The organism is Anaerosphaera multitolerans (assembly GCF_004006535.1).
In the GTDB taxonomy this organism is placed as follows: domain Bacteria; phylum Bacillota; class Clostridia; order Tissierellales; family Peptoniphilaceae; genus Anaerosphaera; species Anaerosphaera multitolerans.
The window spans coordinates 21,810-47,127 of record NZ_RLIH01000015.1 but is presented as its reverse complement, the minus strand read 5'-3'; the positions used below and the strand labels follow the sequence as shown (position 1 = coordinate 47,127).

General features: G+C 33.2%; 23 protein-coding genes. 5 read left to right on the top strand and 18 right to left on the bottom strand.

Annotated elements, in window-relative coordinates:
* Positions 1-68: 68 nt before the first annotated feature.
* The 3 genes from EF514_RS09105 to EF514_RS09095 all read right to left on the bottom strand — a co-directional run bounded on the left by EF514_RS09105 (position 69) and on the right by EF514_RS09095 (position 8,529).
* Complete coding sequence (locus tag EF514_RS09105) at positions 69-3,530, bottom strand: RCC1 domain-containing protein (protein WP_127725139.1); 3,462 nt, start codon at positions 3,528-3,530, stop codon at positions 69-71.
* Positions 3,531-4,164: 634 nt separating this feature from the next.
* Positions 4,165-7,812 (bottom strand): InlB B-repeat-containing protein, encoded by a 3,648-nt coding sequence (locus EF514_RS09100; RefSeq protein WP_164845583.1) that lies wholly within the window; start codon positions 7,810-7,812, stop codon positions 4,165-4,167.
* A 150-nt stretch (positions 7,813-7,962) separates the two neighbouring features.
* Entirely contained in the window at positions 7,963-8,529 is a 567-nt protein-coding gene (locus tag EF514_RS09095; RefSeq protein ID WP_127725137.1) for a thymidine kinase, read from the bottom strand.
* A 133-nt stretch (positions 8,530-8,662) separates the two neighbouring features.
* Here EF514_RS09095 and brnQ point away from each other — a divergent pair, with 133 nt between their 5' ends.
* Positions 8,663-9,952, top strand: a complete 1,290-nt coding sequence (gene brnQ, locus EF514_RS09090; RefSeq protein WP_127725136.1) for a branched-chain amino acid transport system II carrier protein — start codon at positions 8,663-8,665, stop codon at positions 9,950-9,952.
* 34 nt (positions 9,953-9,986) lie between these two features.
* Positions 9,987-10,310 (top strand): DUF1622 domain-containing protein, encoded by a 324-nt coding sequence (locus EF514_RS09085; protein WP_240649049.1) that lies wholly within the window; start codon positions 9,987-9,989, stop codon positions 10,308-10,310.
* 68 nt (positions 10,311-10,378) lie between these two features.
* Here EF514_RS09085 and yqeB read toward each other — a convergent pair whose 3' ends face one another.
* From yqeB to EF514_RS09020, 13 genes are read right to left on the bottom strand one after another with little or no spacing between them, the layout of a single operon-like run.
* The gene (gene yqeB / locus EF514_RS09080) at positions 10,379-11,173 is read right to left on the bottom strand and encodes a selenium-dependent molybdenum cofactor biosynthesis protein YqeB (RefSeq protein WP_127725135.1); all 795 of its coding nucleotides are present in this window, start codon (positions 11,171-11,173) and stop codon (positions 10,379-10,381) included.
* Complete coding sequence (locus EF514_RS09075) at positions 11,170-11,742, bottom strand: nucleotidyltransferase family protein (RefSeq protein ID WP_127725134.1); 573 nt, start codon at positions 11,740-11,742, stop codon at positions 11,170-11,172. The genes yqeB and EF514_RS09075 overlap by 4 nt, the downstream gene beginning before the upstream one ends.
* The gene (gene yqeC, locus EF514_RS09070; protein ID WP_127725133.1) at positions 11,732-12,442 is read right to left on the bottom strand and encodes a selenium cofactor biosynthesis protein YqeC; all 711 of its coding nucleotides are present in this window, start codon (positions 12,440-12,442) and stop codon (positions 11,732-11,734) included. The genes EF514_RS09075 and yqeC overlap by 11 nt, the downstream gene beginning before the upstream one ends.
* Positions 12,443-12,452: 10 nt before the next feature.
* A complete protein-coding gene (locus tag EF514_RS09065; protein ID WP_127725132.1) occupies positions 12,453-13,502 on the bottom strand; it encodes a sulfate/molybdate ABC transporter ATP-binding protein in 1,050 nt (349 codons plus the stop codon).
* The gene (modB, locus tag EF514_RS09060; RefSeq protein WP_127725131.1) at positions 13,492-14,151 is read right to left on the bottom strand and encodes a molybdate ABC transporter permease subunit; all 660 of its coding nucleotides are present in this window, start codon (positions 14,149-14,151) and stop codon (positions 13,492-13,494) included. Before modB ends, EF514_RS09065 begins: the two co-directional genes overlap by 11 nt.
* Positions 14,151-14,951, bottom strand: coding sequence for a molybdate ABC transporter substrate-binding protein (gene modA, locus EF514_RS09055; protein ID WP_127725130.1), 801 nt, complete (start codon positions 14,949-14,951; stop codon positions 14,151-14,153). The genes modB and modA overlap by 1 nt, the downstream gene beginning before the upstream one ends.
* Position 14,952: 1 nt before the next feature.
* Positions 14,953-15,813: a winged helix-turn-helix domain-containing protein gene (locus EF514_RS09050; RefSeq protein WP_127725129.1), complete on the bottom strand. Its 861-nt coding sequence runs from the start codon at positions 15,811-15,813 to the stop codon at positions 14,953-14,955.
* The gene (locus EF514_RS09045) at positions 15,810-16,313 is read right to left on the bottom strand and encodes a MogA/MoaB family molybdenum cofactor biosynthesis protein (protein WP_127725128.1); all 504 of its coding nucleotides are present in this window, start codon (positions 16,311-16,313) and stop codon (positions 15,810-15,812) included. Before EF514_RS09045 ends, EF514_RS09050 begins: the two co-directional genes overlap by 4 nt.
* Entirely contained in the window at positions 16,295-16,732 is a 438-nt protein-coding gene (locus EF514_RS09040; RefSeq protein ID WP_127725127.1) for an MOSC domain-containing protein, read from the bottom strand. Before EF514_RS09040 ends, EF514_RS09045 begins: the two co-directional genes overlap by 19 nt.
* A gap of 1 nt (position 16,733) precedes the next feature.
* Positions 16,734-17,702: a GTP 3',8-cyclase MoaA gene (gene moaA / locus EF514_RS09035; protein ID WP_127725126.1), complete on the bottom strand. Its 969-nt coding sequence runs from the start codon at positions 17,700-17,702 to the stop codon at positions 16,734-16,736.
* A 9-nt stretch (positions 17,703-17,711) separates the two neighbouring features.
* Entirely contained in the window at positions 17,712-18,188 is a 477-nt protein-coding gene (gene moaC, locus EF514_RS09030) for a cyclic pyranopterin monophosphate synthase MoaC (protein ID WP_127725125.1), read from the bottom strand.
* A complete protein-coding gene (locus EF514_RS09025) occupies positions 18,188-19,159 on the bottom strand; it encodes a molybdopterin-binding protein (protein ID WP_127725124.1) in 972 nt (323 codons plus the stop codon). The genes moaC and EF514_RS09025 overlap by 1 nt, the downstream gene beginning before the upstream one ends.
* Complete coding sequence (locus EF514_RS09020; protein WP_127725123.1) at positions 19,156-20,112, bottom strand: XdhC family protein; 957 nt, start codon at positions 20,110-20,112, stop codon at positions 19,156-19,158. The genes EF514_RS09025 and EF514_RS09020 overlap by 4 nt, the downstream gene beginning before the upstream one ends.
* Before the next feature lie 168 nt (positions 20,113-20,280).
* On the opposite strand from EF514_RS09020, the gene EF514_RS09015 reads away from it, so the two are divergent.
* Together EF514_RS09015 and EF514_RS09010 are read left to right on the top strand one after the other, a co-directional pair.
* Complete coding sequence (locus EF514_RS09015; protein WP_127725122.1) at positions 20,281-21,576, top strand: S41 family peptidase; 1,296 nt, start codon at positions 20,281-20,283, stop codon at positions 21,574-21,576.
* Positions 21,577-21,789: 213 nt separating this feature from the next.
* The gene (locus tag EF514_RS09010; protein WP_127725121.1) at positions 21,790-22,353 is read left to right on the top strand and encodes a glutamine amidotransferase-related protein; all 564 of its coding nucleotides are present in this window, start codon (positions 21,790-21,792) and stop codon (positions 22,351-22,353) included.
* A 22-nt stretch (positions 22,354-22,375) separates the two neighbouring features.
* On the opposite strand, the gene EF514_RS09005 is transcribed toward EF514_RS09010, so the two are convergent.
* On the bottom strand, positions 22,376-23,761 hold the full coding sequence (locus EF514_RS09005) for a uracil-xanthine permease family protein (RefSeq protein WP_127725120.1): 1,386 nt from the start codon (positions 23,759-23,761) through the stop codon (positions 22,376-22,378).
* A 161-nt stretch (positions 23,762-23,922) separates the two neighbouring features.
* Here EF514_RS09005 and EF514_RS09000 point away from each other — a divergent pair, with 161 nt between their 5' ends.
* Positions 23,923-24,831, top strand: coding sequence for a DMT family transporter (locus EF514_RS09000; RefSeq protein WP_127725119.1), 909 nt, complete (start codon positions 23,923-23,925; stop codon positions 24,829-24,831).
* A 14-nt stretch (positions 24,832-24,845) separates the two neighbouring features.
* On the opposite strand, the gene EF514_RS08995 is transcribed toward EF514_RS09000, so the two are convergent.
* Entirely contained in the window at positions 24,846-25,316 is a 471-nt protein-coding gene (locus tag EF514_RS08995) for a DUF4825 domain-containing protein (RefSeq protein WP_127725118.1), read from the bottom strand.
* Positions 25,317-25,318 lie beyond the last annotated feature (2 nt).

Sequence of the window (25,318 nt, the reverse complement as noted above, 5' to 3'; positions counted from 1 at the left end):
TTCACCCTCCTCCTGTTCTCTTTTCCGGAATAAGTTAAATGACTTAACTTATTCCGGATCTATGTCTCTTACTTTATTATTTCACTCATTCTGTATTCTGATTTATCCGGAGCTCGTGACACTATTGTTATTTTTGTCCCTGAAGTTTGTGGCTCATCAAATATAATATATTGAATATCTTTATCAGGTACTTCTTGAAGTGTTCCTATCGCTTCTTCTTTTCCATCAGCAAATACTTTTACTGTTGAACCCGGATCTGTATAAAACATTATTACTTCTTCATCTAAATAATCTAACTTTATCCACGTTCTCTCTTTTATTACTCTATTGTTAACCTCCGCTACATCAGGATTAGAAAGTAATTTTTGTCCCGGACCAAAGTCCATTCCTTCCGTTATTGGTCCTTCTTGGAAAAGTACCTCTATAGGATAAAAACCTTCTTCATGAGTGTCATTTCTTTTGATTTTTCCATCTCCAATGCCACCATATACTTCAGCTAGCGCTTCATACAATACATTACTGAGTTTAGTATGCAATTCTCCATTTTCATCCGACTCAAAAACTCCTATTAAATTCGATGAATTTAATGCATCTATAGGTTTTTTACCTTCGGAAGGTTTTTCTGAATATTCCTTGTCAAACACATAAAACCTTCCAGGCTTCCCATTTGGATTAGTAAGTTTTACATATCCATAATGCTCATCCATTTGCGTTGAGTCATCTCCAACAACGTCTATGAATTCCGCCTCTACTTTTGATAAAACATTTGGATTTGCTTTATAATAAAAAGTATATTCAACTTCTTCTATATTTCCTTCCTTGTCAATAGTAAAACTTTGCTCATCATCTAAAGTAATTGTTGGATATTTTTGAACTTTATCTGTCGGTTCTTTAGTGTTTAAGTCTAATAAATCCCATCCATCTACTTCAAATTTATCTGCTTCATAACTTGAAACTTCTACTGTATCATAACCAAAGGTAGGTGCTACATCTTTTATTACAGAGTTTCCTCCTGGTGTAGGTCTTGAATTTATTACTTTACCATTTGCATCTAATGGGAACCCCATTAATTTCTCAGATTCTTCAGGATCAAGTTTTGTATCTTCACTGTCTTCATTTGTCTTGACTACATTGTCTGAAGTATTAGAGTATACAGGCATTTCTTCTTGTCCACCGTTACCCTCATATTCTAATGCATCTCCAACACCATTATGAACAATTGGAGCTTTTGTATAGAAATTATCTATTACTATTGGAGTAACCTTTCCGTTTGGTGATCCATATTGGTTAAATACTGATCTAACAAACAATATTCCATTTTCCTTAACTTCAATTTCATCTGTTAAAGTAGTTCCACCTGCAACTTCCTTGTCTGCAGTTCTTAAAACTTCATGTTTATATCCTTTTTCTACTAATTTATCAAAATCATTTTGAATTATACTTTCATTTCCATTTACATCTTTAATTCTAGTATCTATAGCTGAAATATCTAGATTAACCGCGTCAGGATTCTCCAAATCATATGGTACAAATACATAGTCAACTTTTTCAAGTTCCGCTTTTGCTGTTAAATTTAATCCTTCATCTACTATTGTTTCAGGAACTGTTGCCTCAGATATTACTTTTACAGGATCATGGATTGCATTACCTTTTTCATCATATTCCTTATAAATTTTCTTCTTTTCAACTTCTTGTACATTTACTGTTGGTGGTATTTTTGTCGGCATTCCACGCATAAATACTATTTCATACACATATCTATCATATAACCCTTGATCTGTTCCTCTAGAATTAACTCCGCCATTCAAATCATATTTCTCATTAAAATCCCAACCCCATGCAATCGTTCCACTTCCGTCTAATGCGGTTTTAAATATATTACCTGCTGAGTCTAAGAAAGTTGTAGCTGAAAGATATGTGGAAATATCCTGTACATACCCCATTGGCTTAAACGATAAATTTATCCATGCTTCTTTAGGATCAATTTCTGGTATTGATACAGTTTCCGTTCCCTTTACTACATATTTATCTTTATTAATTCCAGATGTCTTATACTCTAATGCATTTCCTTCATAATCTATTGGATCACCTGCATCATTTTTTAACATATATTTTTCATCATATACAGTTGGATGAAGGTTATTAAAACTATATCCTCCATATCTACTATGTCTTCCCTTACTATTTACATCAGTTGCATATTTTGGAAATTTCGGACTATGATCATAGATTTGAGTATCTCCATCTCCTACTATATTGGGATATTGCTGCGCTTTTGGAATTTTAGTTAAGTCATTGCTATCTTCATATCCACCTTCTCGTCCAAGATTAAAGTAAATTGCATTTCCCCATGCCCATGATCTTCCGTGTTGATCTATAAAATAAGCCGTTCTTCTACCTGCGATAATCTTTTGAGGTATCGGTGTATATCCTATATTTTCTATTTCAACTGAATCAATTTCTAATACCGACGGTTTCCTTTGGTCATCGGTCTTTAAATCTGAACCTTCTAAGTCCCCCCATTGATATACTGTTCCATCCTCAGCTAATGCCATAATTCTGTATCCTGCAGCTGATATCTGAACTATTTTTTTATTACGAAAAAGGGCACTTCCCATTTTTGTAGGTACATCTATATCTTCAGTCGTACTACTATTTCCTAACTGACCATGCGATGCATTTCCCCATGCCCATACATTTCCCGCCGAATCCAATATAAAATTTGCACTTTCTGAGGCTTTTACATCTACAATTGTTACTGGATTCCCACTTCCATCTACTCCTAAATCAAGCTTTTTAAGTTTTATTGGATTTGAGTTATATCCACTATGTCCTGGAATTGCATTTCCACTTCCATATCCCCACATCCATACGTCGTCATTTCTATCTACAGCAATAGCATGATTTGCACCTGCTCCTTGTCCAGCTGAAAACATTTTAACATTAGGAATATTTACTTTATGAACACTATTGTTATGATATTTATTGGTACCATCTCCCATTTGTCCTTCAAGACCTCTTCCCCATGCATAAAGCTCATCCTTATCAGATAAAGCATAAGCAGTATAGTAAGCCGATTGAATATTTCTTATAGTTATATTATTATCCACAAAGTAAGGAATTCTCTTCATTCCTCCAAGCCATTCACCTGATGCATCTCCTGAAGTTAATACTCCTTCTCCAAGTCCTTGTACACCACAGGAGTTTCTCCCCCACGTCCAAACTTTTCCATTAACATCTAATGCCATTCCTGAAAGGTATCCAGTACTTGTTTCAATGAATTTTACTATAGATAACTGTTCATATTGTGGAGCATTTATTGGTCCTTTAGCAGGTTCATAATTGTAATATCTATCTATAATATCTTTTGCTGTAAAAGAACCTTTGCCAAGTTCTGCTTCACTAAAAAAAATAGAAGCACTAGTATCATCTTCTTCGACTTTATCAAAGCCTGCTCCATAAATTGGTGTTATTAAATTACTAAACATAATGACTGCCAAAAACAAAGACAGTATTTTATTTTTTTCCAACCCTTTTCTCCTTTTCCTACATATTGTTATCAAAATTACTATTTCCCCTTAGAGTACTAATATTCATGATTATATGTAAGTTTTGAAAACATCTTTACTTTCCTAAAGAACATCCTACTTTTACAACATCATTTCAATTTTATCTCTCCTTTTCATTTTTTTAATAAGTAAAGCTAACTACTCACATAAGCACAACAGTATAATTTTCATAAACTTTTGCTCAATAAATTAAACAATACTTTTTCACTGGCAATTAGCTATTAAACATTATAGCCTCTTTGTTCTTAAAATTCCATTTTTTCATAAACATTTTATATAAATTTATTTATTCTTTTTTTATTAAGGCTTTCTTTCTATATATAAAAACTTCTATAGATTAGTATTTACCAATAGTTTTAGTTGATTGATTTATGTTGTTAATTTATAATAATCGCTAAGTAATTATAAAGCTATCTATTATGTAGGTCTTATATAAAAACTATTTAGATGAAAATTGTACAAATTTAAAGTATATTTTTCACCATTTAAGTTTTAAACTTAATCTATTTAAAAAAATTAATTCTAAAAATAAAGAAAGGATGAACCTAATTTAAAGTTCATCCTCACTCTATATAAATTATAACTATTCAATTATCTATCCACTATTGGCGGATAAGTTTGAATTACTCCACTCTTTTTCCAATGACACCCAATCTCTTACGGGTAGTATCTTAGTCCATTTTTCAATATCTGTTCCGCTTTCTCTTTCATATTCATGAGAGTTAGTAGCTTCTTGAATTTGAACATAGTACCAGACATCACTATCACTATTGTCAATCCACATCTTCATACCACTTAGTAATCCGTCTTTATGCGGTGTTCTTTCCAATATTGAGTTTATCAAAGTTGCCGCTTCTGCTCTCGTAATCAGTTGGTTTGGCTTAAAACTTCCATCCTCATAACCATTTATTAACCCATGCGAAGCTAATTTATTAATTGCATCTTCTGCCCAATTGCCTTTTATGTCTGTAAATTTATATTTAGTTAAATTTCCATAATCTGATAGGAATCTGGATGCCATTGTTGCAAACTCGCCTCTGGTTATATTTGCATTTGGTTTAAAGTTTCCGTCAGGATAGCCTGTCACTACTTCTGCTTTATTCATTGTAGAGATTGCATTGTTATACCAATCACTTTGTTGTACGTCTTTAAACTTATTTTCATTACTCCAATATTCATTTCTTGAATCATCAGTCATCATTCTAAAGAATATTGTAGTTACTTCTGCTCTTGTAATATCACCCCTAGGTCTTATTGTTTTATCAGGATAACCTACCATATATCCAAAGTGGCTAGTCTTATTTAATTCAGGTTTTTCCTTATCCGGTTTTATAGGTCCTATCGTTCCCCATGAGTCTTCATCATCTTCTATATCAGGTTCAGAAACAACTTTCTTTTCCCACTTTGCATAAAGAGTTATATTTTCATTTATCGGTGAATCAAAATCAAATAATTCTTTATATTTATCGTCTTTATACCAGCCTTTAAAAGTATATCCTTCTCTTGAAATACTTTCTCTAGCTACAGTTTCACCCTCAACTACTTCAATTACTTTTGCACTAGTTGACCCGTCACCAAACACTCCGCCCTTCGGTTGAAAGGTTACATATATTAATCCCGGTCCTGAAGTATCCAATGCCCATTGGGCATAAAGAATAGTATTCTCAACTATATTAAAAGTTTCACCTTCAAAATAAGTTTCTCCATTTCCATCTGCTTCAGTGTTCCAACCATCAAAGGTATATCCCGTTCTTGAAAGATTACCTTTATTACCCAATACTATTACTTCTTCATTTCTTTCATATTTTTTATTGTCTATCGGAGCTTCTCCACTGTCAGCTCCATTTGCATCATAGTTGACATAGAAACCCTTAACTTCGTCAGGATCAATATCTACCCATACTGCATACAGTACAGTATCCTGTTCAATAACAAAATAACTTGGACTAATATTTCCATTTCCATCAAGCTTAAAATTTGCTTCTAATGCATCTTTATCTTCTGACCAACCTAGAAATGTCAACCCATTTTTTTCTAAGTTTCCATCATTCCCTTTTATTGTGACAATGCTTCCATAGCCGTAATCGGTATTATCAATTGGAACTTTTCCAGATGTATGTCCATTACCATCATAAGTTACTTGAAAAACATCCATACCTTTTTCCCACTGAGCAAAAAGAGTTATGTCTTCAGTTATCGTAAAAGTAGTTCCACTTTTATACTTGGTTCCGCTTCCATCGGCTTCGGTATTCCAGCCCTTAAAGGCATAGCCCTCTCTTGTCAAATCATTTCTTCCCATTACTTTTACTTCACTATTTTCCAAGTATGGGCTGTTTTTATCTACAGGTGCAGTTCCTCCAGTGTTGCCATTCCCATTATAAGTTATGTTGTATTTTTCTACCGGAGTCCAAACTGCGTAAAGAGTAAAATTATCTTCACTATAATTTATTTCTTTTCCTACTTCATAATTTAAATCAGGCTCCGTTGCATCTGGATCTGTAGACCAACCTATAAACTTATGACCTTCTCTACTTGCTTTTAATTCCTTATCTCCAGCTACAATTGTATCTGCTCCAGCAATATTTCCAACAGTATGATATTTTGTAATTTTCCCATCTGTATCTTTTTCATAATAAATACTTCCATCATAATTATCTAATTCAGGTAATTCAAATTCACCACCGTTTGCGTCATACTTAATCCAGGACATTTCAACTGCGCCTTGGTCCTTATAGCGTTTAAAATTCCTTTGGTCAACTTCAGGAATTGTTTCAGTTCCAGTGTAAGTATTATCTGCAATGCTTTCCGGTTTGATTGGAATAGTCTGAATAATTTCATCATTATGTCCTGCTGTAATCTTAGATAAGTTATCTTGTAGTACCGGAACATCTACTCCTAATATGTCTTTAGTCGTATATTTTGAAGGATGACCCTTATCTACATTTACAACATTAGCCCCACCGGCTACTTCCTTTTGATTGTTAGATATATCTTTATAGGTAGATGCTTCATCTAAAACACCCTTATTATAAACTCCATTTCCTATAAATAAAGAATTGTATCTTGGCGCTGACGGCGTTGCTAAAAGTCCTGCTCCATGTAAGGCAATAGCTCCTCCTCTTTGTTCACTAGTGGAATTTTCATTTCCACCTTGGTTGCCTACAAAAGTTGTGCTATAAATTTTATTGGTCATTTGTGAAGAGCCGCCATTTTTATAATACTGGATGGCTCCCCCTGAATAACCTACTCCATCTAAGCCATAGGCCTTATTATTTACAAAGGTGGAATTTTTTATATTAGTATAAAAGCCGGGGTTTGCCGTACCTTGAAACATTATAGCGCCACCATCGTCATAGGCAATATTATTTGAAAAAGTAGAGTTGTTAATATTAAATTCAGCTCCACCTCTACCATCTAAAACATATATGGCGCCGCCGTCATAGGTACTTCTCACATTTTTGCCCTCTCCATTACTTTGGTTTTTATCAAATACAGAGTTATTTATCTCCACCTTGCCGTAGAAATAATGCAGTGCTATAGCACCTCCACCGCCACCATAGATACTTGTATTGTCGCATCTATTAATATTATTTCTAAATACGGTATTATTTATAGTAATATTTCCTGTATAATTTTTACCGCTAAGGGCACCACATTCATAGTTATCACCGGTTCCAATATTATTTTCTATTGTGGAATTATTAATAGTTAAATGGGAATCCGATTTCGTTTCCCCTGCACCTACAAATACAGCCGGTGCCGTATTCTTTGCTGTATTGTCGTGAATATAAACCCTATTAAGTTCTGTCTGTGCCTTAGAACCTGTATTTACATTTATTGCCCCTACAGTAGAATTATATACCTCTATATTTTCTAGTATTAACTTTCCATTTTCAGACTGGTTCATTATTAACTTGTGCTTATAGGCAACTTCTATATTAGAACCATCTACTTTTAAGTTTTTAATTGTTAAAGACCCTGTACCATTGCCTTTTATTATAAAATTTCCCTCTGTCCAAATTTTATTTCCACCATCTACAGTTACTTCTACATTAGGCATTTCCAAAACCACATTTCCTTGGACAAAATCATCTGCTAAACTTATAATATCTCCAGTGTTTGCAACTTCCACTGCAGTTTGTAATTCTTCTGCAGTACTTACTTCTTTAGTTTCTGCATAAACATCTACGTTTGGAAAGAATATGCATAGCATAAAAAATAAAGTTAATATTGTCTTTTTCATATTTTCTCCTTTCTTGAAAATTATATTATTTAAATTCATTACAAATTTAATATCCTATTATAATATATCCTTATAATATATATACCTTTAATTACAGAAAATAATAAAAGTGTAGTCAAGCTTCAACTACACCTTAATTTTTCAATGTTCTTAATCATCTATTTTATTATAACAATTCCTGCAAAGAGGTTCGTACTCATCAAAAGCTCCAAGTACTATTCTCTCCTCATTATCGGTTTTTCTGTGAGATACCCAAGCATCTGAACCACACTTTGTACACACTGCATGGTGCTTATAGAGATAATCCGCCCTTACCATAAGCTCCTTTACAAGCTCAAAGGGTTTAGCCGTATAGTCCATATCAAGTCCTGCTACCACTACAGTTTTACCCTTTCTTAAAAAATTATCCACCACTTCCAAAGAGGTTTCAATATCCACATTAAAAAAATTTGCTTCATCAATTCCCACTATATCCACATCTTCTTTTTTCAAGTAACTTTCCATTTCTTTAAAGTCCTTTACATTTATTGCCGACAGAAAAGTATTATCATGAGTTACAATTTTTTCATTATCATATCTGGTATCTATTGACGGCTTAAAAACCACCGTCCTATATCCTGCTATTTTAAATCTCTTTATATCTTTTTCCAAACTGGACGTTTTACCGCTAAACATTGATCCCGTATGGACTATTAATCTTCCTTTATACTGGTGCATAACTTCCTCCTTAAATTACATAATCAGGAATTTTATTATAACACTTTTTCTAATTTTTCAATATATCTATATATTTTCTTTACTATATTTATTTAAAATGCTATCATTTATAGTTAGATTATAGGAGGTCTATATGAATAAAAAACCGTCAGTTGTAGTTTCTGCCATGGCCCTATTTTCAATGTTCTTTGGAGCCGGAAATTTAATTTTCCCCCCAACTTTAGGTCTGTGGTCAGGAGATAAATATATATTTTCAATATTGGGATTTCTGCTTGCCTCTGTTGGAATAGTTATGCTTGGCGTTATAGCCACTACAAAAGCAGGAGGTAGAATTGAAAACATTGCAAGTAAATTGGGAGATAAATTTTCAATTACCTTTGGAACTCTCATTATCCTTGCCATTGGTCCCTGTCTTGCAATTCCTAGAACAGCTGCTACAACTTATGAAATAATCCAGGGAACTATGTATCCAAATTTAAATCCCCTTGTTTCATCAATTGTATTTTTTGCTTTGGTTTTGTTTTTTGTCCTAAGTCCCACAAATGTTATCGACACTTTAGGAAAATATTTAACGCCTGCTCTTCTAATAGTTTTAACTATTATTATAGTAAAAGGGATTTTCACTCCCCTTGGAACTATTTCCTACACAGGAGCGGAAAATGTATTTGGAAAAAGTTTTATAGAAGGTTATCAAACTATGGATGCTCTAGCAGCTCTGGTTTTTACTTCCATAGTTATAAAGGGGTTTAAGGAAAAAGGTGTGACAGACAGCAAGGAACTGGTTAGTTTAACTATGAAATCATCTATCTATGCTGCCATAGGTTTATCCCTAGTATATGGCGGACTGTTATACATCGGTGCCACTGCTTCAAGTTTAAGTTTTGTAAGAGTGGAAAAAGTGGAATTTTTAATTTTTATAACTAATAGCCTACTTGGCAGTTTTGGGAAATATGCTCTTTCCGCTGCAATTAGCTTGGCTTGCATTACTACTGCAGTTGGACTTACTTCAACTGTTGGCGACTTTTTCTTTAAGCTATTTAACAATAAGATAAACTATAATTTTATCGTTGTAGTATCTACAGTATTTAGCGCTTACTTTGCAATTAATGGAGTTGAAACCTTAGTAAAAGTTTCCTCGCCCATACTTTCGGCCCTTTACCCTGTGGCAATAGTTTTAATATTCTTAAATCTGTTTCCCAGTACCTTTGCTAATAAATCAACCCACATTGGCGCAGTACTTGGCGCCTGTTTACCGACAGTTGTTACTGTTTTAAATTTTTTAAATATTAAAATAAGTTTTTTAAGTGAGATTAAGAGCTGTTTTCCAGTATCCCTACAAAGCTTTTTATGGATAGTACCTGTAATAATTCTTGCAACAATTTTTACTCTTCTGGGTAAAAAACAAGTTCCTGTTTCAGAATAGTCTAAAATCTTTCTCACTATATAAAGATAAAGAGGTGATTTTTATAGTAACTGATCTTTTGCATAGCATTGTTTCCATAATAAAACTGATATCTGTAATGGTTTTATTAACAGGTCTGTTTTTAAATTTAAAAGACCTTACTCTATCAATACTTACTAAAAATGCAGAACAAGTTAAGACTGTTAAAAACCGATTAGGTGGTATAGTACTTCTCGGACTTGAAATTTTAATTATTGCCGACATAGTGGAAACTATAATAAACCCCACCTTTGATGAAATTGCACTTCTTGCTGCAATTGTAGCTATAAGAACGGCTATTTCCTATTTTTTAAACAAGGAAATCCAGGAAACCCAATAAACTGTTAAAATTAAACTTGTAAAATACTTAACCCCTAAATCACATCACAGATTTAGGGGTTTTAATATTTAATTTTTATCTTTAGTCATAATCATTACAGCTTCCAGAACAGCTCCTCCAATATTTCTAGCCTTGTCCGAAATAGTCATATAATCCACATCTACCCTTGGATCCACATCTCCTATTTTCATTCCCTTAAAAACCTCTGTGCCGTTTCGAATTAATCCCCTTACTATGCCATTTATTTTAGAGAGAACTTTTTCTCCATTTACTTCTGAAATTACATCTCCCCTACTTACAATATCACCTATGTCTTTACAATTTTTAATTTTCCCATTTTCGGGACTGTAAAGCACTCTTTCCACAGTATAACCCATAATATTACCCGGATTCCCTGTGTTTTCAGAGGCACTGCCCTTAAAAATCAATCTTCCTAGGTCATGACCTCTATTAGTTTCAACAACTATATCCACATCTATTCCGGCTTCAAATCCCGGTCCAAGTGCTATTGTAGCTTCAGCTAAATCTCTTTTCATTCCTAAATTTTTCTTAGCAATTATTCCGTCTACAAGTACATCCGCCTTTAAGTATTTTAAGATTTCCATTTTCGAATCTATGTATACGGGAATTTTTTCTTCCTTCCAAATTCTGTAAATATCCTCGGGGTTTTCAGCTTTTTCCGCCCAAAAGTCCTCTATTTTAATCTTATTTTCATATATGGCTTCGGAAACTGCAACTTTCCTTCTTATTGAAGTTGGTCTTTCCACTTCTAAAACCAAAACTTTAAAACCTGAGCGGTGAAGTTTTTGAATTACACCTGTAGCAATATCCCCTCCACCTCTAACGACTACTATCTTTTTCATAATTTCAACAATCTTTCATAATCTTCCACAGTATCTATATCAATGTGTTCAACTTCTGAACTAATATTAACAGGCAGAGAATTATCCTCTCTAATAAAGATTACTCCTCCCTGATCCTTTTCCAAAGTCAGCAGCTTATCCCTGTAAGCTTTTGGAAAAATCATAGGAGCTCCTCTTCTATCCCCATACATCGGATAAATTATCTTTTCAGTATTCTCCTTAAAAACTTCCAACAACCCTTCAACTGTGTCCGCACTTAAAAGGGGCTGATCACATACAAAAAACATATAGCCAAGAGAATCTTCAGAGGAATTTCTCACACCTAATTTAACACTTTCGCTTTTCCCCTCTTTAAAATTTTCATTTTTTATAACTCTTAACTTTTGCTTTTCGCCATAGTTTAATATTTCATCATCGTTAGTAATAACTAACCTATCATTAAAATCCAATTTACCAACTAAATCAATGGTATATTCAAATATACTTTTGCCCTTATACTTAAGTTTTAACTTATTTTCTCCCATTCTTGAGGACATTCCCGAAGCTAAGATTACTGCACTAATTTTCACAATATCCCTCCTTATTTGAGCCGTAAATATAATTCACATCTTCTGTACTCTCTTTTAAAAACTCTATTACCTCTTTAATCTTTTTTTTATTCTCTCCCTCACAGCAGTTAAAATAAAGATATTTATCTCCCCTGCTATTTTTAAATATACCCTTTTTAACAGTAATTATATTTTTCAAAAGCTCTAGGGAAAAATATTCTCCGGCATTAAAGTTCTTTTTAAATAGATGAGGGTTGAAAATATTATTATAATCCAACTTCTCTTTAATGAGATTTCCCGGAATTATTCCAAGTGTCTTAGTTGTTTCTCTTAAAATAACGGGTTCAAAATCTCTCCAAGCTTTTAAGGGTAATTTCTTCGCTCCATCGGCCTCTATTAAAATATAATCAAATAAATTCCTTAAATTTAAAAAATCTCTTTCATCTATTCCTAGAATTTTATCCTTTTCAACTGCACTTCCCAAAATTATTACTTTATTTCCCATCTCTTTATTTGAATTTAAAAAACTTTCAACGGAATTAAAGTAAAGCTCATATTCTTTTAAAATTTCCGGTACTGAAATTTTAGTTGTTGTTGTAATTAAGACAGAACCTGAGTTTTTTAATTCTTCCGCCATTAGAAACATAGTTGTGGTTTTTCCGCCACTACCCACTATTGAAATTACATCGCCTTTTTTTATATTGAGAATTTCTTTAAACATTTCCGCCCCGTTAACTTTCTAAAAAAATGAGTTTCCCCTTATTAAAATATATGGGAATTTCTTTTTTAATATTCCCCTTTAAATAACTCAGTAAATCTTTTCCCTTAGATGAACTTTTTTTAACTCTCACCGTTAAATTTTCAGAATTAGATAATTTAAATACTCCAATTATATTTTGAGTATCCTCAAAACATGAATCTAATTTTAAAAATACCTCTTCACAATTATCTCTTTTTTCTAAGTAGATGTCTTCCGATTTTATTGCTGCAAATTTAAAGTTGCCCTTACTTTTTCTCTTTAAATGAAAATTCATACTTGGAAAATAAAAACCTTCACTTTCTGTTTTTACATTTAGAATATTTTTATAGCCTACTATCTTCGCCGAATCCACTGTACCGGGATAATTAAATATCTCTTCCTTATCGCCAAAGTCCACTAATTCTCCCTTGGATAGTACGGCTACCTTGTCACACATTCTATAGGCCTCATCTTTATTATGCGTAACTAATATAGTAGGTTTTTTATATTCATTTATAAATTCATAAAAGTCATTTTCAATTTCCCACTTTAAATTTGAATCCAAGGCTGAAAAAGGCTCATCTAAAAGTATTACTTCAGGCTCAATCCCAATCATTCTTGCCATAGCAACTCTTTGACGCTGTCCGCCTGAAAGCTCGTAGGGAAACCTATTATATTGATCTGCTACTTTAAAATAATTTAAAAGCTCCATAGCTCTTTTATCTTTATCATTTCCAGCCATACAAATTTTTAAATTATCAATTGCCGTCATATTTGGAAAAAGCGCATAGTCTTGGAACAACATACCAACTTTTCTAAATCTGGATTCTATATTTAAATTTCCTTTACTGTTAAATATTTCTTTCCCATTTAATTTAATTAAGCCAAAATCAGGCCTTACTACTCCGGCTATAGCTTTAAGTGTCATACTTTTACCGCTGCCGGAATTTCCTAGAAGGGCCAGTTTTTCATTTCCCATATTAAATTCTACATTTAAAGTATAATCATTTAACTTCTTTTTTATACTAACTTCAATCGACATGGTACTTCCTCTTTGATACTAAATTTACTGTAATAATAGTTGTAAAACTGATAAATACAACTATTAAAGACCATCTAAAGGCAAGAGGTCTATTTCCCGCCTGTACTGCAGAATAAATAGCTGTGGAAATAGTTTGAGTTCTACCTTCAATATTTCCCGCAATCATAATTGTAGCCCCAAACTCACCCAGAGCTCTCGTAAAGGAAAGTACTACTCCTGAAATAAGTCCCGGTCTTGAAAGCGGAAAAACTATTTTCCAAAATATAGTGGAATTTTTTAACCCAAGAGTTTGAGCTGCATAAATATAGGATTCGTTTACCTGTTCAAAGGCTCCCAAAGCAGTTCTATACATAAGGGGAAAGCTCACCACTATCGCCGCAATTACCGTTGCAGAATAAGAAAACACAATTTGAATATTCAGAAACTTAAACACCTCTTTAAAAGGTCCGTTCACCCCCAGTAAAATAAGTAGAAAAAAACCTACAACTGTTGGCGGTAAAACCATGGGCAGGGTAAATAAACCATCAAGTATACCCCTAAATTTAGAAGTGCTTTTTACAAGTCTGGCGGAATATATTCCTAAAAAAAAAGTTATTACAGTTGCTATAAAGGCTGTTTTTATAGACAAAAGAATTGGTGAACTATCCATTAATCCTTCACCACAAAGCCATATTTTTCAAATACTTCCTTCGCAGATTCCGTTTTTAAAAAGTCGTAGAATGCCTTGGCAACTTCTCTATCTACGCTTTCACCCACTATTGCCACAGGATAGGCTACAGGTTTATGACTTCCCACCGGTGCTTTTGCAACTATATTTACATTTTCCTCTTCTATTAGGGCATCAGTCTTGTACACTGTACCGCAATCTACATTTCCTGAAACCACCCAGTCCAAACTTTGTCTTACATCTTGCGACTGTACCATTTTAGCCTTTACCTCATCCCAAATTCCCAAATTTGTAAATATTTCTTCAGAATATTGACCTACAGGCACTGAACTTGGATCTGAAATTGCTATTTTTTCCACATCGTCCTTTAAAACATCTTCAAAAACATTTAAACTTAAATCTGAATTTTTTGGAGTTATAAGTACTACTTCATTTTCAAGCATTGTTTCCCTAAATTCTGAACTTACCAAACCTTTTTCTTCAAGGGCATCCATTTGCTTTTCACCGGCCGACATAAATATATCAACGGGAGCTCCCTCCTCTATTTGGGTTTGTAAAGCACCTGAACTTCCATAGTTTGTAATAAATTCCACCTTAAGTTCATCTTCCGCCAATTCTATTATTTCATCTACAGCATCTGTCAAAGAAGCCGCAGCCGATATGTAAATTTGTTCTCTTTCCCCTTCTTCTAATTCCTTTCCGCTTTCACTTGTCTTATCTCCACATGCCACTAATATTAAGGCCAACATTATCAAACTTAAAGATAATAACTTATTCTTCATTTTATCCTCCATTATAATTTTCAAAAATTTCCTTAAACAATTCAATCGTATATGCCCTGCTGTTTTTTACAAGAAGCTCATACTTACTTAAAAATTCTCTTCCCTTCTCCGTTACGTTACTTTCTCCGCCTCCACTGCCGCCCGGCTTTCTGTCTATTACTAAAAACTCCAATTCATCCTCCATAGTATTTATCATCTTCCATGCCTTTGAATAGGATATGTTCATAGATTGAGCGGCAAACTTTACCGAGCCTGTTTCATCGACAAGCCTTAGTAATTTGGCAACACCCGGTCCAAAAAACTTTTCATCTTTAAATATAGTAAGTTTCATATTGCATCTTAATTCACTTTCAAAAACTTCTTTCTTTGTTAAAGAAAGCTTACTATACTCACCGCTTATATTTTTAAAAGCATCTATTATATTGTTGAAGTTTCCCTTTATTTCACTGTAGTAACTATTGGGTAGTAAAGCCATATTTAACTCCTTGCCTTTAAAGCTGCCTATAGAAAAATTTTTGCTGTCCAATAACTTTTCTATAGACGGTCTATTTAAAAAATAAGGCTCCAAGGTCAAGTACAATGTATAGTCATAGTAATTATAAAATCTTTCCATGGCGAGAATTTCACTTTCAAAGTTACTGTAATTTTTATAATCAATTCCATTTACTACAGTTGCTCCACTTTTCATCAGATCTTTGCTTATCTCTTTACCCTTCTCTCCTATTAGGACATAGATGTTTTCCATTCCCAAATCCTTTAACATAAAAACAGTTCGCCTCAAAATAGAGTTCTTTCCTATTTTTTTCAAAGCCAAAGCACTATCCTTTTGAGAAATACAACTTATAAAAACTGCAACGCTCATCTTTTGCCACCCATATTTCCGCAGTCCGTTTTTTCCCCCGTCAAAATATTAAGTCCATGCTCTATGGAATCTATAATAAAGCTTAAATTTTCTTCTGCAGCCTTTGGACTTCCCGGTAAATTTATTATTAAAGTTCTCTTTCTAATTCCCGCTGTTTCTCTGGATAGTATGGCATTTTTTGTAATTTCAAAACTCTTTGCCCGCATAATCTCCCCAAACCCTGGAACTATCTTTTCCACCACTTCAAGTGTAGCTTCAGGCGTAACATCCCTTTGCGAAAATCCTGTACCGCCTGTGGTTAAAATTAAATCCGTACTTTCTTCATCACAAAGTAAAGTTAAGACTGAAGCTATTTTATCTTTTTCATCGGGGATAATTTCTCTACCCACTACCTCATATCCCTTTTCCGTAAGTAAATTTACTAATAAGGGTCCGCTTAAATCTTTCTTATCCTCAAAGTAGGAGCTGTCGCTTACTGTTATTACATATGCTCTAAACATATTTCATCACCGCTTTTAATTTCTGTGCCCTTTAAAACTTTTGCAAAGATTCCTTCATCAGGCATTATGCACCTGCCTACTATTTCCCTTATTTCACAACCCTTATGGCACAATTTACCGATTTGTGTAACTTCCAGCAATCCCTCTCCAATTTGAATTTTATCTCCTACTTTTACTTCTTTTAAATTTAAACCCTTTACAAGTAAATTTTCTCCAAATACACCGGGCTCCATTTTTATCTTCACTTCTTCTTTAAATTTAATAAAACTTTCATAGGATAGAAGACTTACCTGTCTATGCCAATTCCCTGCATGAGCATCCTTTTCAATGCCAAAGTCCTCTATTAAATTTGCGCTTTCAACTGCTTTTTTAACAGTTCCCTTTTTTTCACTTATATTAATTGATATTATTTTTCCCAATTCATCCTCCAATTTGATTCATACTTAAAGAGTCCACATCTTCAATTAAAAAGTTGTTCTCCAAAGGTTTTTCAACAATTTTTAAATTTAATTTTTTTAAAAATTCAGCTTCACTTATATTGCCCTTTAAGTATTCTTTTGTGTCCATACCTATTTCATATTGAAGACAAAATCTTATAAATCCCTTTGAATCTACTCGTATTCTATTACACTCACTGCAAAATTTGTGGTTTACCGCATCAATAAAACCAATTTTCCCGTTGAAATCTTGAAAACTTACGTACTTTGCTGGACCGTTTCCAAAACTTCCTCTAATTTCAAATGGCTTTCCAAACTCTTTAGAAATAACTTCCATAATTTCCTCTCTCTTTACCGGTTTAAAAGCTCTACCCTCTCCAATTGGCATTAACTCTATAAATCTAATTGCCATATTTCTCTCTTCGACAAATCTTGCAAAGTCTAAAATTTCATCGTCGTTTACACCCTTCATTAAAACCGTATTGAGCTTTAAATTTTCATAGCCCCTATTTAAAATTTCATCAATGGTTTCAATTAAAAGTTTTAAATTTCCACCTCTTGTAAGCCTTTTAAACTTATCTTCCCTTAAACTGTCCAGAGAAATATTAATTCCGTCAATACCCATTTCAATAAGAGAATCTAAATATTTATCAAGGAGCAGCCCGTTAGTAGTAACTGTCACTTTTTCAAAGGAGCTGTCTTGCTTTAAAAGTTTTATAAAATCTATGGCATCTTTTCTTACAAAGGGCTCGCCGCCTGTGATTTTAATTTTTCTAATTCCCGCCTTGCTAAGCGTCTTTAAAAGTTTATACAAATCTTCATAACTTAGAAGATCTTCATGACAAATTTTTTCAATTCCCTTTTCAGTCATACAGTAGACGCATCTTAAATTGCATCTTTCAGTTAAAGATACTCTTATATAGTCTATTTTTCTATTATATAAATCAAACATAAAACCACTTCACTTTGCTTTGTATTCTCCACTTTTTCCGCCGGTTTTTTCTAAAAGTTTAATATCACCCATTACCATAGATTTATCAATGGCCTTTACCATATCATAAATAGTCAACAGACAAATACTAACACCTGTAAGTACTTCCATTTCAATTCCCGTCTTTGAATTAATACTGCCTTGGCATACCGCTTCAATATATCCTTCTTCTTCGTTCAGATTAAACCTCGTATTTAAACTCTCAAGGGCTATGGGATGTGCCATTGGTATTAAATCGGCGGTTTTCTTTGCTCCCATAATTCCTGCAACTTGAGCAACTGTTAGTACATCACCTTTTTTTATTTCCTTATTAAGGACTTTATCAAAAGCTTCCTTTGATAGATATATTTTCCCGCTGGCTACTGCCCTTCTTTCAGTTACTTCCTTTTGAGACACATTTACCATAATAGCATTTCCATCGCTGTCAAAGTGAGTTAGTTCATTCATTATAGAAAACCTCCATTGCCCAAAGATACTATGTCCCACTTCTCAATTTCCTCTCCGGCTGCAAGTCTTGGCAACAAAATATCAAATACAGTCTTACCGCAATACATTACACATCCAGGCAGTCCGACTATTGGAATATTCCCCTTGTATGCCAACATAAACATAGCTCCCGGAAGTACAGGCGCTCCATAGGATACCACCTTACTTGCTACTTCTCTAATGGCGCCGGGAGTATTATCATCGGGATCTACGCTCATTCCTCCCGTACACATTATAAAATCCGCTCCCTCTCCAATTAAATCCACTATGTGTTTTGCTATTGAACTCATATCATCAGTGGAATATCTATGACCGATTTCTTCAAAGTTAAAATGAGACATTTTCTCCCTTACAACGTCTGTAAAAGTATCTTCAATCCTACCGTAGTAAACTTCATTTCCCGTAGTAACTATTCCCACTTTCATTTTCTTATAGGGCATAACACTAAGCAACTTTTCCTTTCCTGCAATTTTTTCGCACTTTTCAATTACGGATTTATCAATTACAAGAGGAATAATTCGCGTTCCTCCTATAGCTTCCCCTTTTTTTACCGGACTATTACTATACTTAGTTGCAATCATTACCTTATCAACGTCATTTATTCTGTTTAGCAATTCCACATTTACTTTTAACAATCCGTCACAGGCAGCTGTTAAGTTTATTTTTCCCTCGGAAACTCCGGACTGTCTAATATTTTCTCCCCTACAAATCTCAGCCAAATGTTCAGCAGCTTCATTTTCATGGTAGGTATTTTCATTATACTCATAGACGTATAATTGTTCCTTGCCCATTGAAAGAAGGGTTTCTATATCTTCAGTTTGAATTATATGCCCTTTTTTAAATTTAGGTCCCTTTGAAACTCCTTTGATTATTTGGGTTAAATCATGATAAAGTACATGACCCACCGCATCTTCAGTTCTTATAGTTTTCATTTCTCACCTCTATAATTTTTTATAATTTCCGCAGCAATGCTAATTGAAATTTCCTCCGGTGTTTGAGCTCCTATGTCAATGCCTACGGGAGAATGTACTCTGTCTTTTAATAAATTTTCATATTCAGTATTCTTTAAATTGTCAAACATTAGCTTGGCTTTTTTTCTACTTCCGATTACTCCTATATATTTAGGTTTTTTACTTAGTACCTGTATTAATATCTCATTGTCGGATTTATGGCCTCTAGTCAATATACATACATAGTCCTCTTCTCTAATGTCAATATCTTCTAAATTAAAGTAGTCTGCTAAAATTCGTTTTGAATTAGGAAAGTCCTCTTCCTTTAGAAATTCCGCCCTATCCTCCACAACTATGGTTTTTAAATGCAAATAATTTAAAACGGGAACTAAGGCTTTGGAAACATGACCTCCTCCAAAGATAAAAATCCTAATTCTATCAGTTATTTTAACTTTAAAGACTTTCTCCGGAGCTTTTAAATTATTTTTAGTAAAATTAAATATTTCTCCATTAATTGAAATGGAAAATCCAATATCCTCCTTAAGAGAATAAATTAACTCCACTTCTTTTTTAGAATAGTTTTTTATTATTTCTTTAAAATACTCTCCTGCCACAGTATCTTTAGGGGAAATATATTCCAAATGGACTACATTGGTACCTCCACAGACCATTCCAATATTTTCAGCTTCATTATTGGTAAGTACAAACTTTTTATTTCCACTTCTCTCTTCTTCAATTAATTTAATTGCATACTTTATGGCATTGTATTCCTCTGCGCCACCACCGATAGTACCAAAGTCCAAACCATCTTTGATAACTATCATACTTGCTCCCTCCTCCCTAGGAGAGGAACCTTCTTTTTCAACTATAGTAGCTATTACAAAGGGAGTGTTTTTTGAAAACAACTCCAAACTTCTTTTAATTAAATTCACCATATCTTCCTCTTAGTTATCTATGTAAAAATTTTTATAAACAAATATTTATAAGCTTTATATTAATTAATTATACTCCTACTGTGATGAAGCGTCAATATAATAAATCTTTATCTTTCACTGCTATCTTAACAAACTTTTCAAGGGTATACTATTGTTAGAGGTGATAGTATGAATAAAAAAAGAAATCTAATTTTATTGTTATTGGTAATTTTAGTTTCCTTTATGTTATTTAAAAGATCTCCAGCTTACAATATTCCTAAGCTTGACCCCTTGGATTTAAGTGAGGAAAAACAACTTACCTCTGAGGAATATATAGAGGATTTTAACTATATGTTTGAAGTTTTAAAGAAACACTATCCCTATTTTGAAGTTAATAGAGAGCTAAATGCTTTGGATTTTACTAAGTACTATGACTTATATAAAAGTAAAATTGAAAAATGTGAAAATGATAATGACTTTATAAACGCTCTTAACTCAATTTTAAGCGAATTAAACAACGGACATACCAATGTTCTAAAAAGAAATTTTGTTTTTACCGCCTATATTAACTACTATAATTTACCTGAAAATGACTGGCGTCACAAAATGAGCGAGGTATTTGAAAAGGAAAAAGTACGTAGAAGATATAATATTACAACTGAGGAGTTAAAAGATTTTAATAAACAAAATTACAGCTCTTCTACAGAAATGGAAAGTAATCTTATCGCCGAAGATATTATAAATGGTCAAGTGGGCTACCTATATATTAAACAAATGATTAGTGCCGATGAGGAAAATAAAAATTTTAAACTGGATAAAGATATAATAAATAATTACTTGGAAAATATTAAAGACTACAAAGCCTTAATAATTGATATTAGAGGAAATAAAGGAGGAGACTCAGCCTATTGGAGTAAATTTTTACTACCAAAACTATTAAAAAATCCTGTATCCACAAAAAATTATATATTTTTAAAAGATGGTCCTCTCTTTAAAAGCCTAACCTCCTCTATGAAAAATGTGGAAGATTTAACTACTTTTAATTTTCCTGAAAATACGCTTAAATACTTAGATGGATTTAAATACTACTATGAATCTGTCTTTACCTTAGAACCCTTAAAAGAAAGTATTAACTTTAGCGGAAATTTATACCTACTTGTAGATAGACGTGTATATAGTTCATCAGAAAAACTTGCATCCTTTTGTAAGGAGACAGGTATTGCAATATTAGTGGGTGAAAAAACCGGCGGCGATGGAATAGGAGATGATCCCTTTATTTTTGATTTACCCAATAGCGGATTGCTTATAAGATTTCCCAAAGAAATGGGAATTACCGAAAGCGGCTCCATTAATGAGTTGGATAAAACTATTCCACAGTATATAGTTGAACCTATTAACCGCGTATTTCTTCAAGACGGAAAACTTAATTATGAAAATGATAAGTGTATTAAAAAAGTGTTGGAGCTGGAAAATATAAATATGTAATAGGAAAAGACGTTGTAACTTCTCTTATTATTTAAAATTTAAAACAGCCGGATTATTGATTAAGCTATTAAATCAATTTATTTTCTCTATAATACGTCTATCCTGTAATGAAATTTTATTCCAATTGATTTGGTTTTATATACAATACTAAACCATATTTTAAACTTGTTTTTAAATGTGTTTTTAGGGAATAAATGAAATTAGAGGTGGATTATGAAAAAAATATTAATAGTGGATTTTGGTTATTCAAATCCTGATAAAATTGCAGAGAAAATTAGTGACTTGGCAAATATATACCTTTCAAATTATAAAAATGCCTATGAAAAAGCTCTTGAGTTTAAAGTAGACGGTATAATTTTTGGCGGAGGCATTAGTGATATAATGGCTGAAGATGCACCAAGGGTAGATAAGGCTATTTATGACCTTGGCTTGCCAATTTTTGGAATATGCTCCGGTATGGAATTAATTGCCTTGGATTTTGGCGGAGTAGTCGGTAGAGATAAGTTTCCTTTTGAAAAGGGCGATGTAGTTGCAACCCTTGATTCAAATTCAATTATATTTAAAAATCTTCCGGAAAAACAACATACACATATGTACCACGGATACAGTGTAGAGGAATTACCGAAGAATTTTATAAACATAGGAAGTACTGAAAATGGCCCCATTGCAGCTTTTGAAAATCCTGAATTAAAACTATATGGAACTATTTTTCATCCGGAGGGTAAGTACTCCCAATACGGAAGAGAAATTTTAAAAAATTTTATAAATTCAATTTAAAAAACTCAGGTTCTCCTGAGTTTTACTGTTCCATTTCATCTCTTTCAGCCTGTTCTTCTGCAAGAGATTTATTTGGAAGAATTATATTTAAAAAGAATACTACCATAGTTGCAATAATTACCGGCGAAGAAGTAAATATCATATGAAGAGTCGGATAGGTCGCCTTTAAAACTTCCGTTGAAGCAGGTACCTGAGTTATTCCCATACCCAATGCCACACCCAAACCCACAATTGTGGAGTTTCTTATAGATAGCTCCTCTGATGTTATTAGTTTCATTCCATTCATTGTAATTTGAGCAAATACGGAAATAGTCGCTCCTCCTATTACACATTGAGGTATACTCATCATAAGTCCGCCAAATTTCGGAATAAAACCGGCTATTAAAATCATTGCAGATGTTAAAGCCAAAACTCTTCTCGCAACTACTTTAGTCATAGATACTATTCCAACATTTTGAGAGTAAGTTGCAGTGGGAAGAGCGCCAATTAAACCTCCTATAACTGAAGATACTCCGTTACAAACTATGGAGCCTGAAATTTCCGAATCCGTAGGCTCTCTGTCCAGCCCTCCAATAGTTGTGGAGGATATGTCTCCCACAGCTTGAACTGAATTTACAATGTACATAATCGACATAACTATTACTGCAGAAAATTTAAATTCGGGTTTAAAGGGCATAATGTGAGGATAGGTAAACCACTCCGCGCTTACTACATTGGAAAAATTCATAAATCCCGGCAGTACCGTACTGTTTATTATAAGCGATGCGATATAACCGGCAACTATCCCTATTAAAATTGCGGCAAGTTTTACTATTCCCTTTCCAAACATATTACACAGTAGAACTACTGCTAATGTAATAATTGCCACTATCCAGTTCCACTTAGTTCCGTAAAGAGGACTTCCCGCTCCTCCCGCCATATAATTAATAGCTACGGGATATAAAGATAATCCAATAGTCAATACCACCGTACCGGAAACTATTGGTGGAAAATACTTTCGAATTCTCCCAATAAATAAGCCGACAATTATAGCCACAAATCCTCCTGCTATTTCAGCTCCGAAAACTGCGCCATATCCGTACTTTAAACCTATTTCAATTAAAATTGGAATATAGGCAAAGGACACCCCCATTACTACCGGAAGCTTAGCCCCTACTTTATATACCGGATATAACTGTAACATCGTAGCTATGGCAGCTATGAACATTCCCGCCTGTATTATGTATACGGACTCATTTGAAGAAACCGCAAACTCCGTTCCCTTTAAAGTATTTGCAAGAACAAGAGCAGGCAAGGTATTTCCCACTATCATAGCTAGTAAGTGTTGAAGAGCTATGGGAAAAGATCTCTGTATAGACGGTTTCCCATTTAAATCAAAAAGCGAATTTGAAACTGAATTTTCTGACATTGTAACCTCCAAAAATAAATTAACTATTATAAGTTTATATTAATATAGAAATAAATCAACAGCCCTTTAATTTTATTATTAAACTGTTCCTTTTATTGACTTAGCAGTTGCAATTGGATATATTAAAGATAATTTACATAAACTTGGAGGAACTTACCTAAATGAAAAATCATAAATCACTGGGCTATATCTCAATAATTACCTATTCCTGTATCGTAGGATTTTACTTTTTATTTGTAAAGGACATTTTAAACTATACAAGTGTAACTGATATTTTGTTTTTTAGGTTTTTAGTTGCCTTTATTCCCCTTTTATGTATCTATCCGCTAATGAAATCAAGATGTTCTTTTTCAAGGGAAAAAATAAAAATACTCCTTACTATTGGAGTATTTTATCCGATTTTATTTTTTGAAGCTCAAACCCTTGCTTTGAAAATATCCTCTTCAATAGAGGTAAGTATTGTTCAATCAACCTCTCCAATCTTTACATTAATTCTCTCCAGTATTTTTCTAAAGGAGAAGACCAATAGACCTCAAAAATATTCCATCTTAGTTTATATAGTGGGAGTTGCAATTATAATTGTGGCAAAAATACTAACTGCAAATACCGATTCCTTAGACTTTTTCGGATTTATAATTGCTTTTTGCGCTACAATTTCCTTTTCCATATACAATGTGCTAAGTAGAAATTATAAGGACAGATTTAGTTTTTACGAATTGCTACTTGTAATTATGGGAGAGGCCCTTTTGATTTTTGCAGCCATCTCCATTATTAAAAATTTAACTCAGGGAACTTTAATAACTATGTTTCAACCCTTTAAAGAAAAGGACTTTATCCTAAGTTTATTTTATATAGCCATTCCCTCTACACTGTTAAGCGGCCTGTTTTTAAATTACGCCCTTTCTCAAATTGAGGCTTCAAAAGTTTCCGTTTTCAGCAATCTGGGAAATGTTATCCAAATATTCGCTGGCATTATATTTCTTAAAGAAGCTATCTCACTGCCCTATATAGCAGGATCCTTTCTTATTATCCTTGGAATTATTGGCGTTAATCTGCTTGGAGATAAATAATAAAACTGCTTATCTTAATTTACTAACTTTTTAAATTCCTCCAAGCTCCTTCCCAATTTCTCTGTACTGATTCCAAATTCCTTAATGGTAAATTCATCGATTTCTTCCCTTGTAAAAACCAATTTATCTCCATCTTCTCCAAGGCAGTTAATCTCCTCTAAATTAGATATAAGGGGAAAAATAACTGCACTTTTATTCTGAAGTTCTTCTAAATCCATCTCACTTAAATTTTCATTTAAATATATATTAATACTGTAAGGTTCTTCTTCAGATAAAATTTCCATATGGTCATAACCTTTAAATTTTAAAAGAGAAATTATATTTCCCACCTTTGAATTATCACCAACATATTCCGTCCTATTGCTATATAGCTGAGAACTTAAATCCTCTTCCTTTTTTTCACATCCCATTAAAACCGTTGACATAATCAATAAAATCAAAAGTAAGATTACAGTCTTTTCAATTCTTCTTTTAGTTAGTACCATAA

Coding starts and splice junctions, on each gene's coding strand:
- moaA (WP_127725126.1), bottom strand. CDS start 17,702: ATGTTTGATTTATATAATAGAAAAATAGACTATATAAGAGTATCTTTA.
- brnQ (WP_127725136.1), top strand. CDS start 8,663: ATGAATAAAAAACCGTCAGTTGTAGTTTCTGCCATGGCCCTATTTTCA.
- EF514_RS09095 (WP_127725137.1), bottom strand. CDS start 8,529: ATGCACCAGTATAAAGGAAGATTAATAGTCCATACGGGATCAATGTTT.
- yqeC (WP_127725133.1), bottom strand. CDS start 12,442: ATGTTTAAAGAAATTCTCAATATAAAAAAAGGCGATGTAATTTCAATA.
- modB (WP_127725131.1), bottom strand. CDS start 14,151: ATGGATAGTTCACCAATTCTTTTGTCTATAAAAACAGCCTTTATAGCA.
- EF514_RS09050 (WP_127725129.1), bottom strand. CDS start 15,813: ATGAGCGTTGCAGTTTTTATAAGTTGTATTTCTCAAAAGGATAGTGCT.
- EF514_RS09065 (WP_127725132.1), bottom strand. CDS start 13,502: ATGTCGATTGAAGTTAGTATAAAAAAGAAGTTAAATGATTATACTTTA.
- EF514_RS09100 (WP_164845583.1), bottom strand. CDS start 7,812: ATGAAAAAGACAATATTAACTTTATTTTTTATGCTATGCATATTCTTT.
- moaC (WP_127725125.1), bottom strand. CDS start 18,188: ATGAATGAACTAACTCACTTTGACAGCGATGGAAATGCTATTATGGTA.
- EF514_RS09025 (WP_127725124.1), bottom strand. CDS start 19,159: ATGAAAACTATAAGAACTGAAGATGCGGTGGGTCATGTACTTTATCAT.
- EF514_RS09015 (WP_127725122.1), top strand. CDS start 20,281: ATGAATAAAAAAAGAAATCTAATTTTATTGTTATTGGTAATTTTAGTT.
- EF514_RS08995 (WP_127725118.1), bottom strand. CDS start 25,316: ATGGTACTAACTAAAAGAAGAATTGAAAAGACTGTAATCTTACTTTTG.
- EF514_RS09000 (WP_127725119.1), top strand. CDS start 23,923: ATGAAAAATCATAAATCACTGGGCTATATCTCAATAATTACCTATTCC.
- EF514_RS09045 (WP_127725128.1), bottom strand. CDS start 16,313: ATGTTTAGAGCATATGTAATAACAGTAAGCGACAGCTCCTACTTTGAG.
- modA (WP_127725130.1), bottom strand. CDS start 14,951: ATGAAGAATAAGTTATTATCTTTAAGTTTGATAATGTTGGCCTTAATA.
- EF514_RS09005 (WP_127725120.1), bottom strand. CDS start 23,761: ATGTCAGAAAATTCAGTTTCAAATTCGCTTTTTGATTTAAATGGGAAA.
- yqeB (WP_127725135.1), bottom strand. CDS start 11,173: ATGAAAAAGATAGTAGTCGTTAGAGGTGGAGGGGATATTGCTACAGGT.
- EF514_RS09010 (WP_127725121.1), top strand. CDS start 21,790: ATGAAAAAAATATTAATAGTGGATTTTGGTTATTCAAATCCTGATAAA.
- EF514_RS09020 (WP_127725123.1), bottom strand. CDS start 20,112: ATGGTGAATTTAATTAAAAGAAGTTTGGAGTTGTTTTCAAAAAACACT.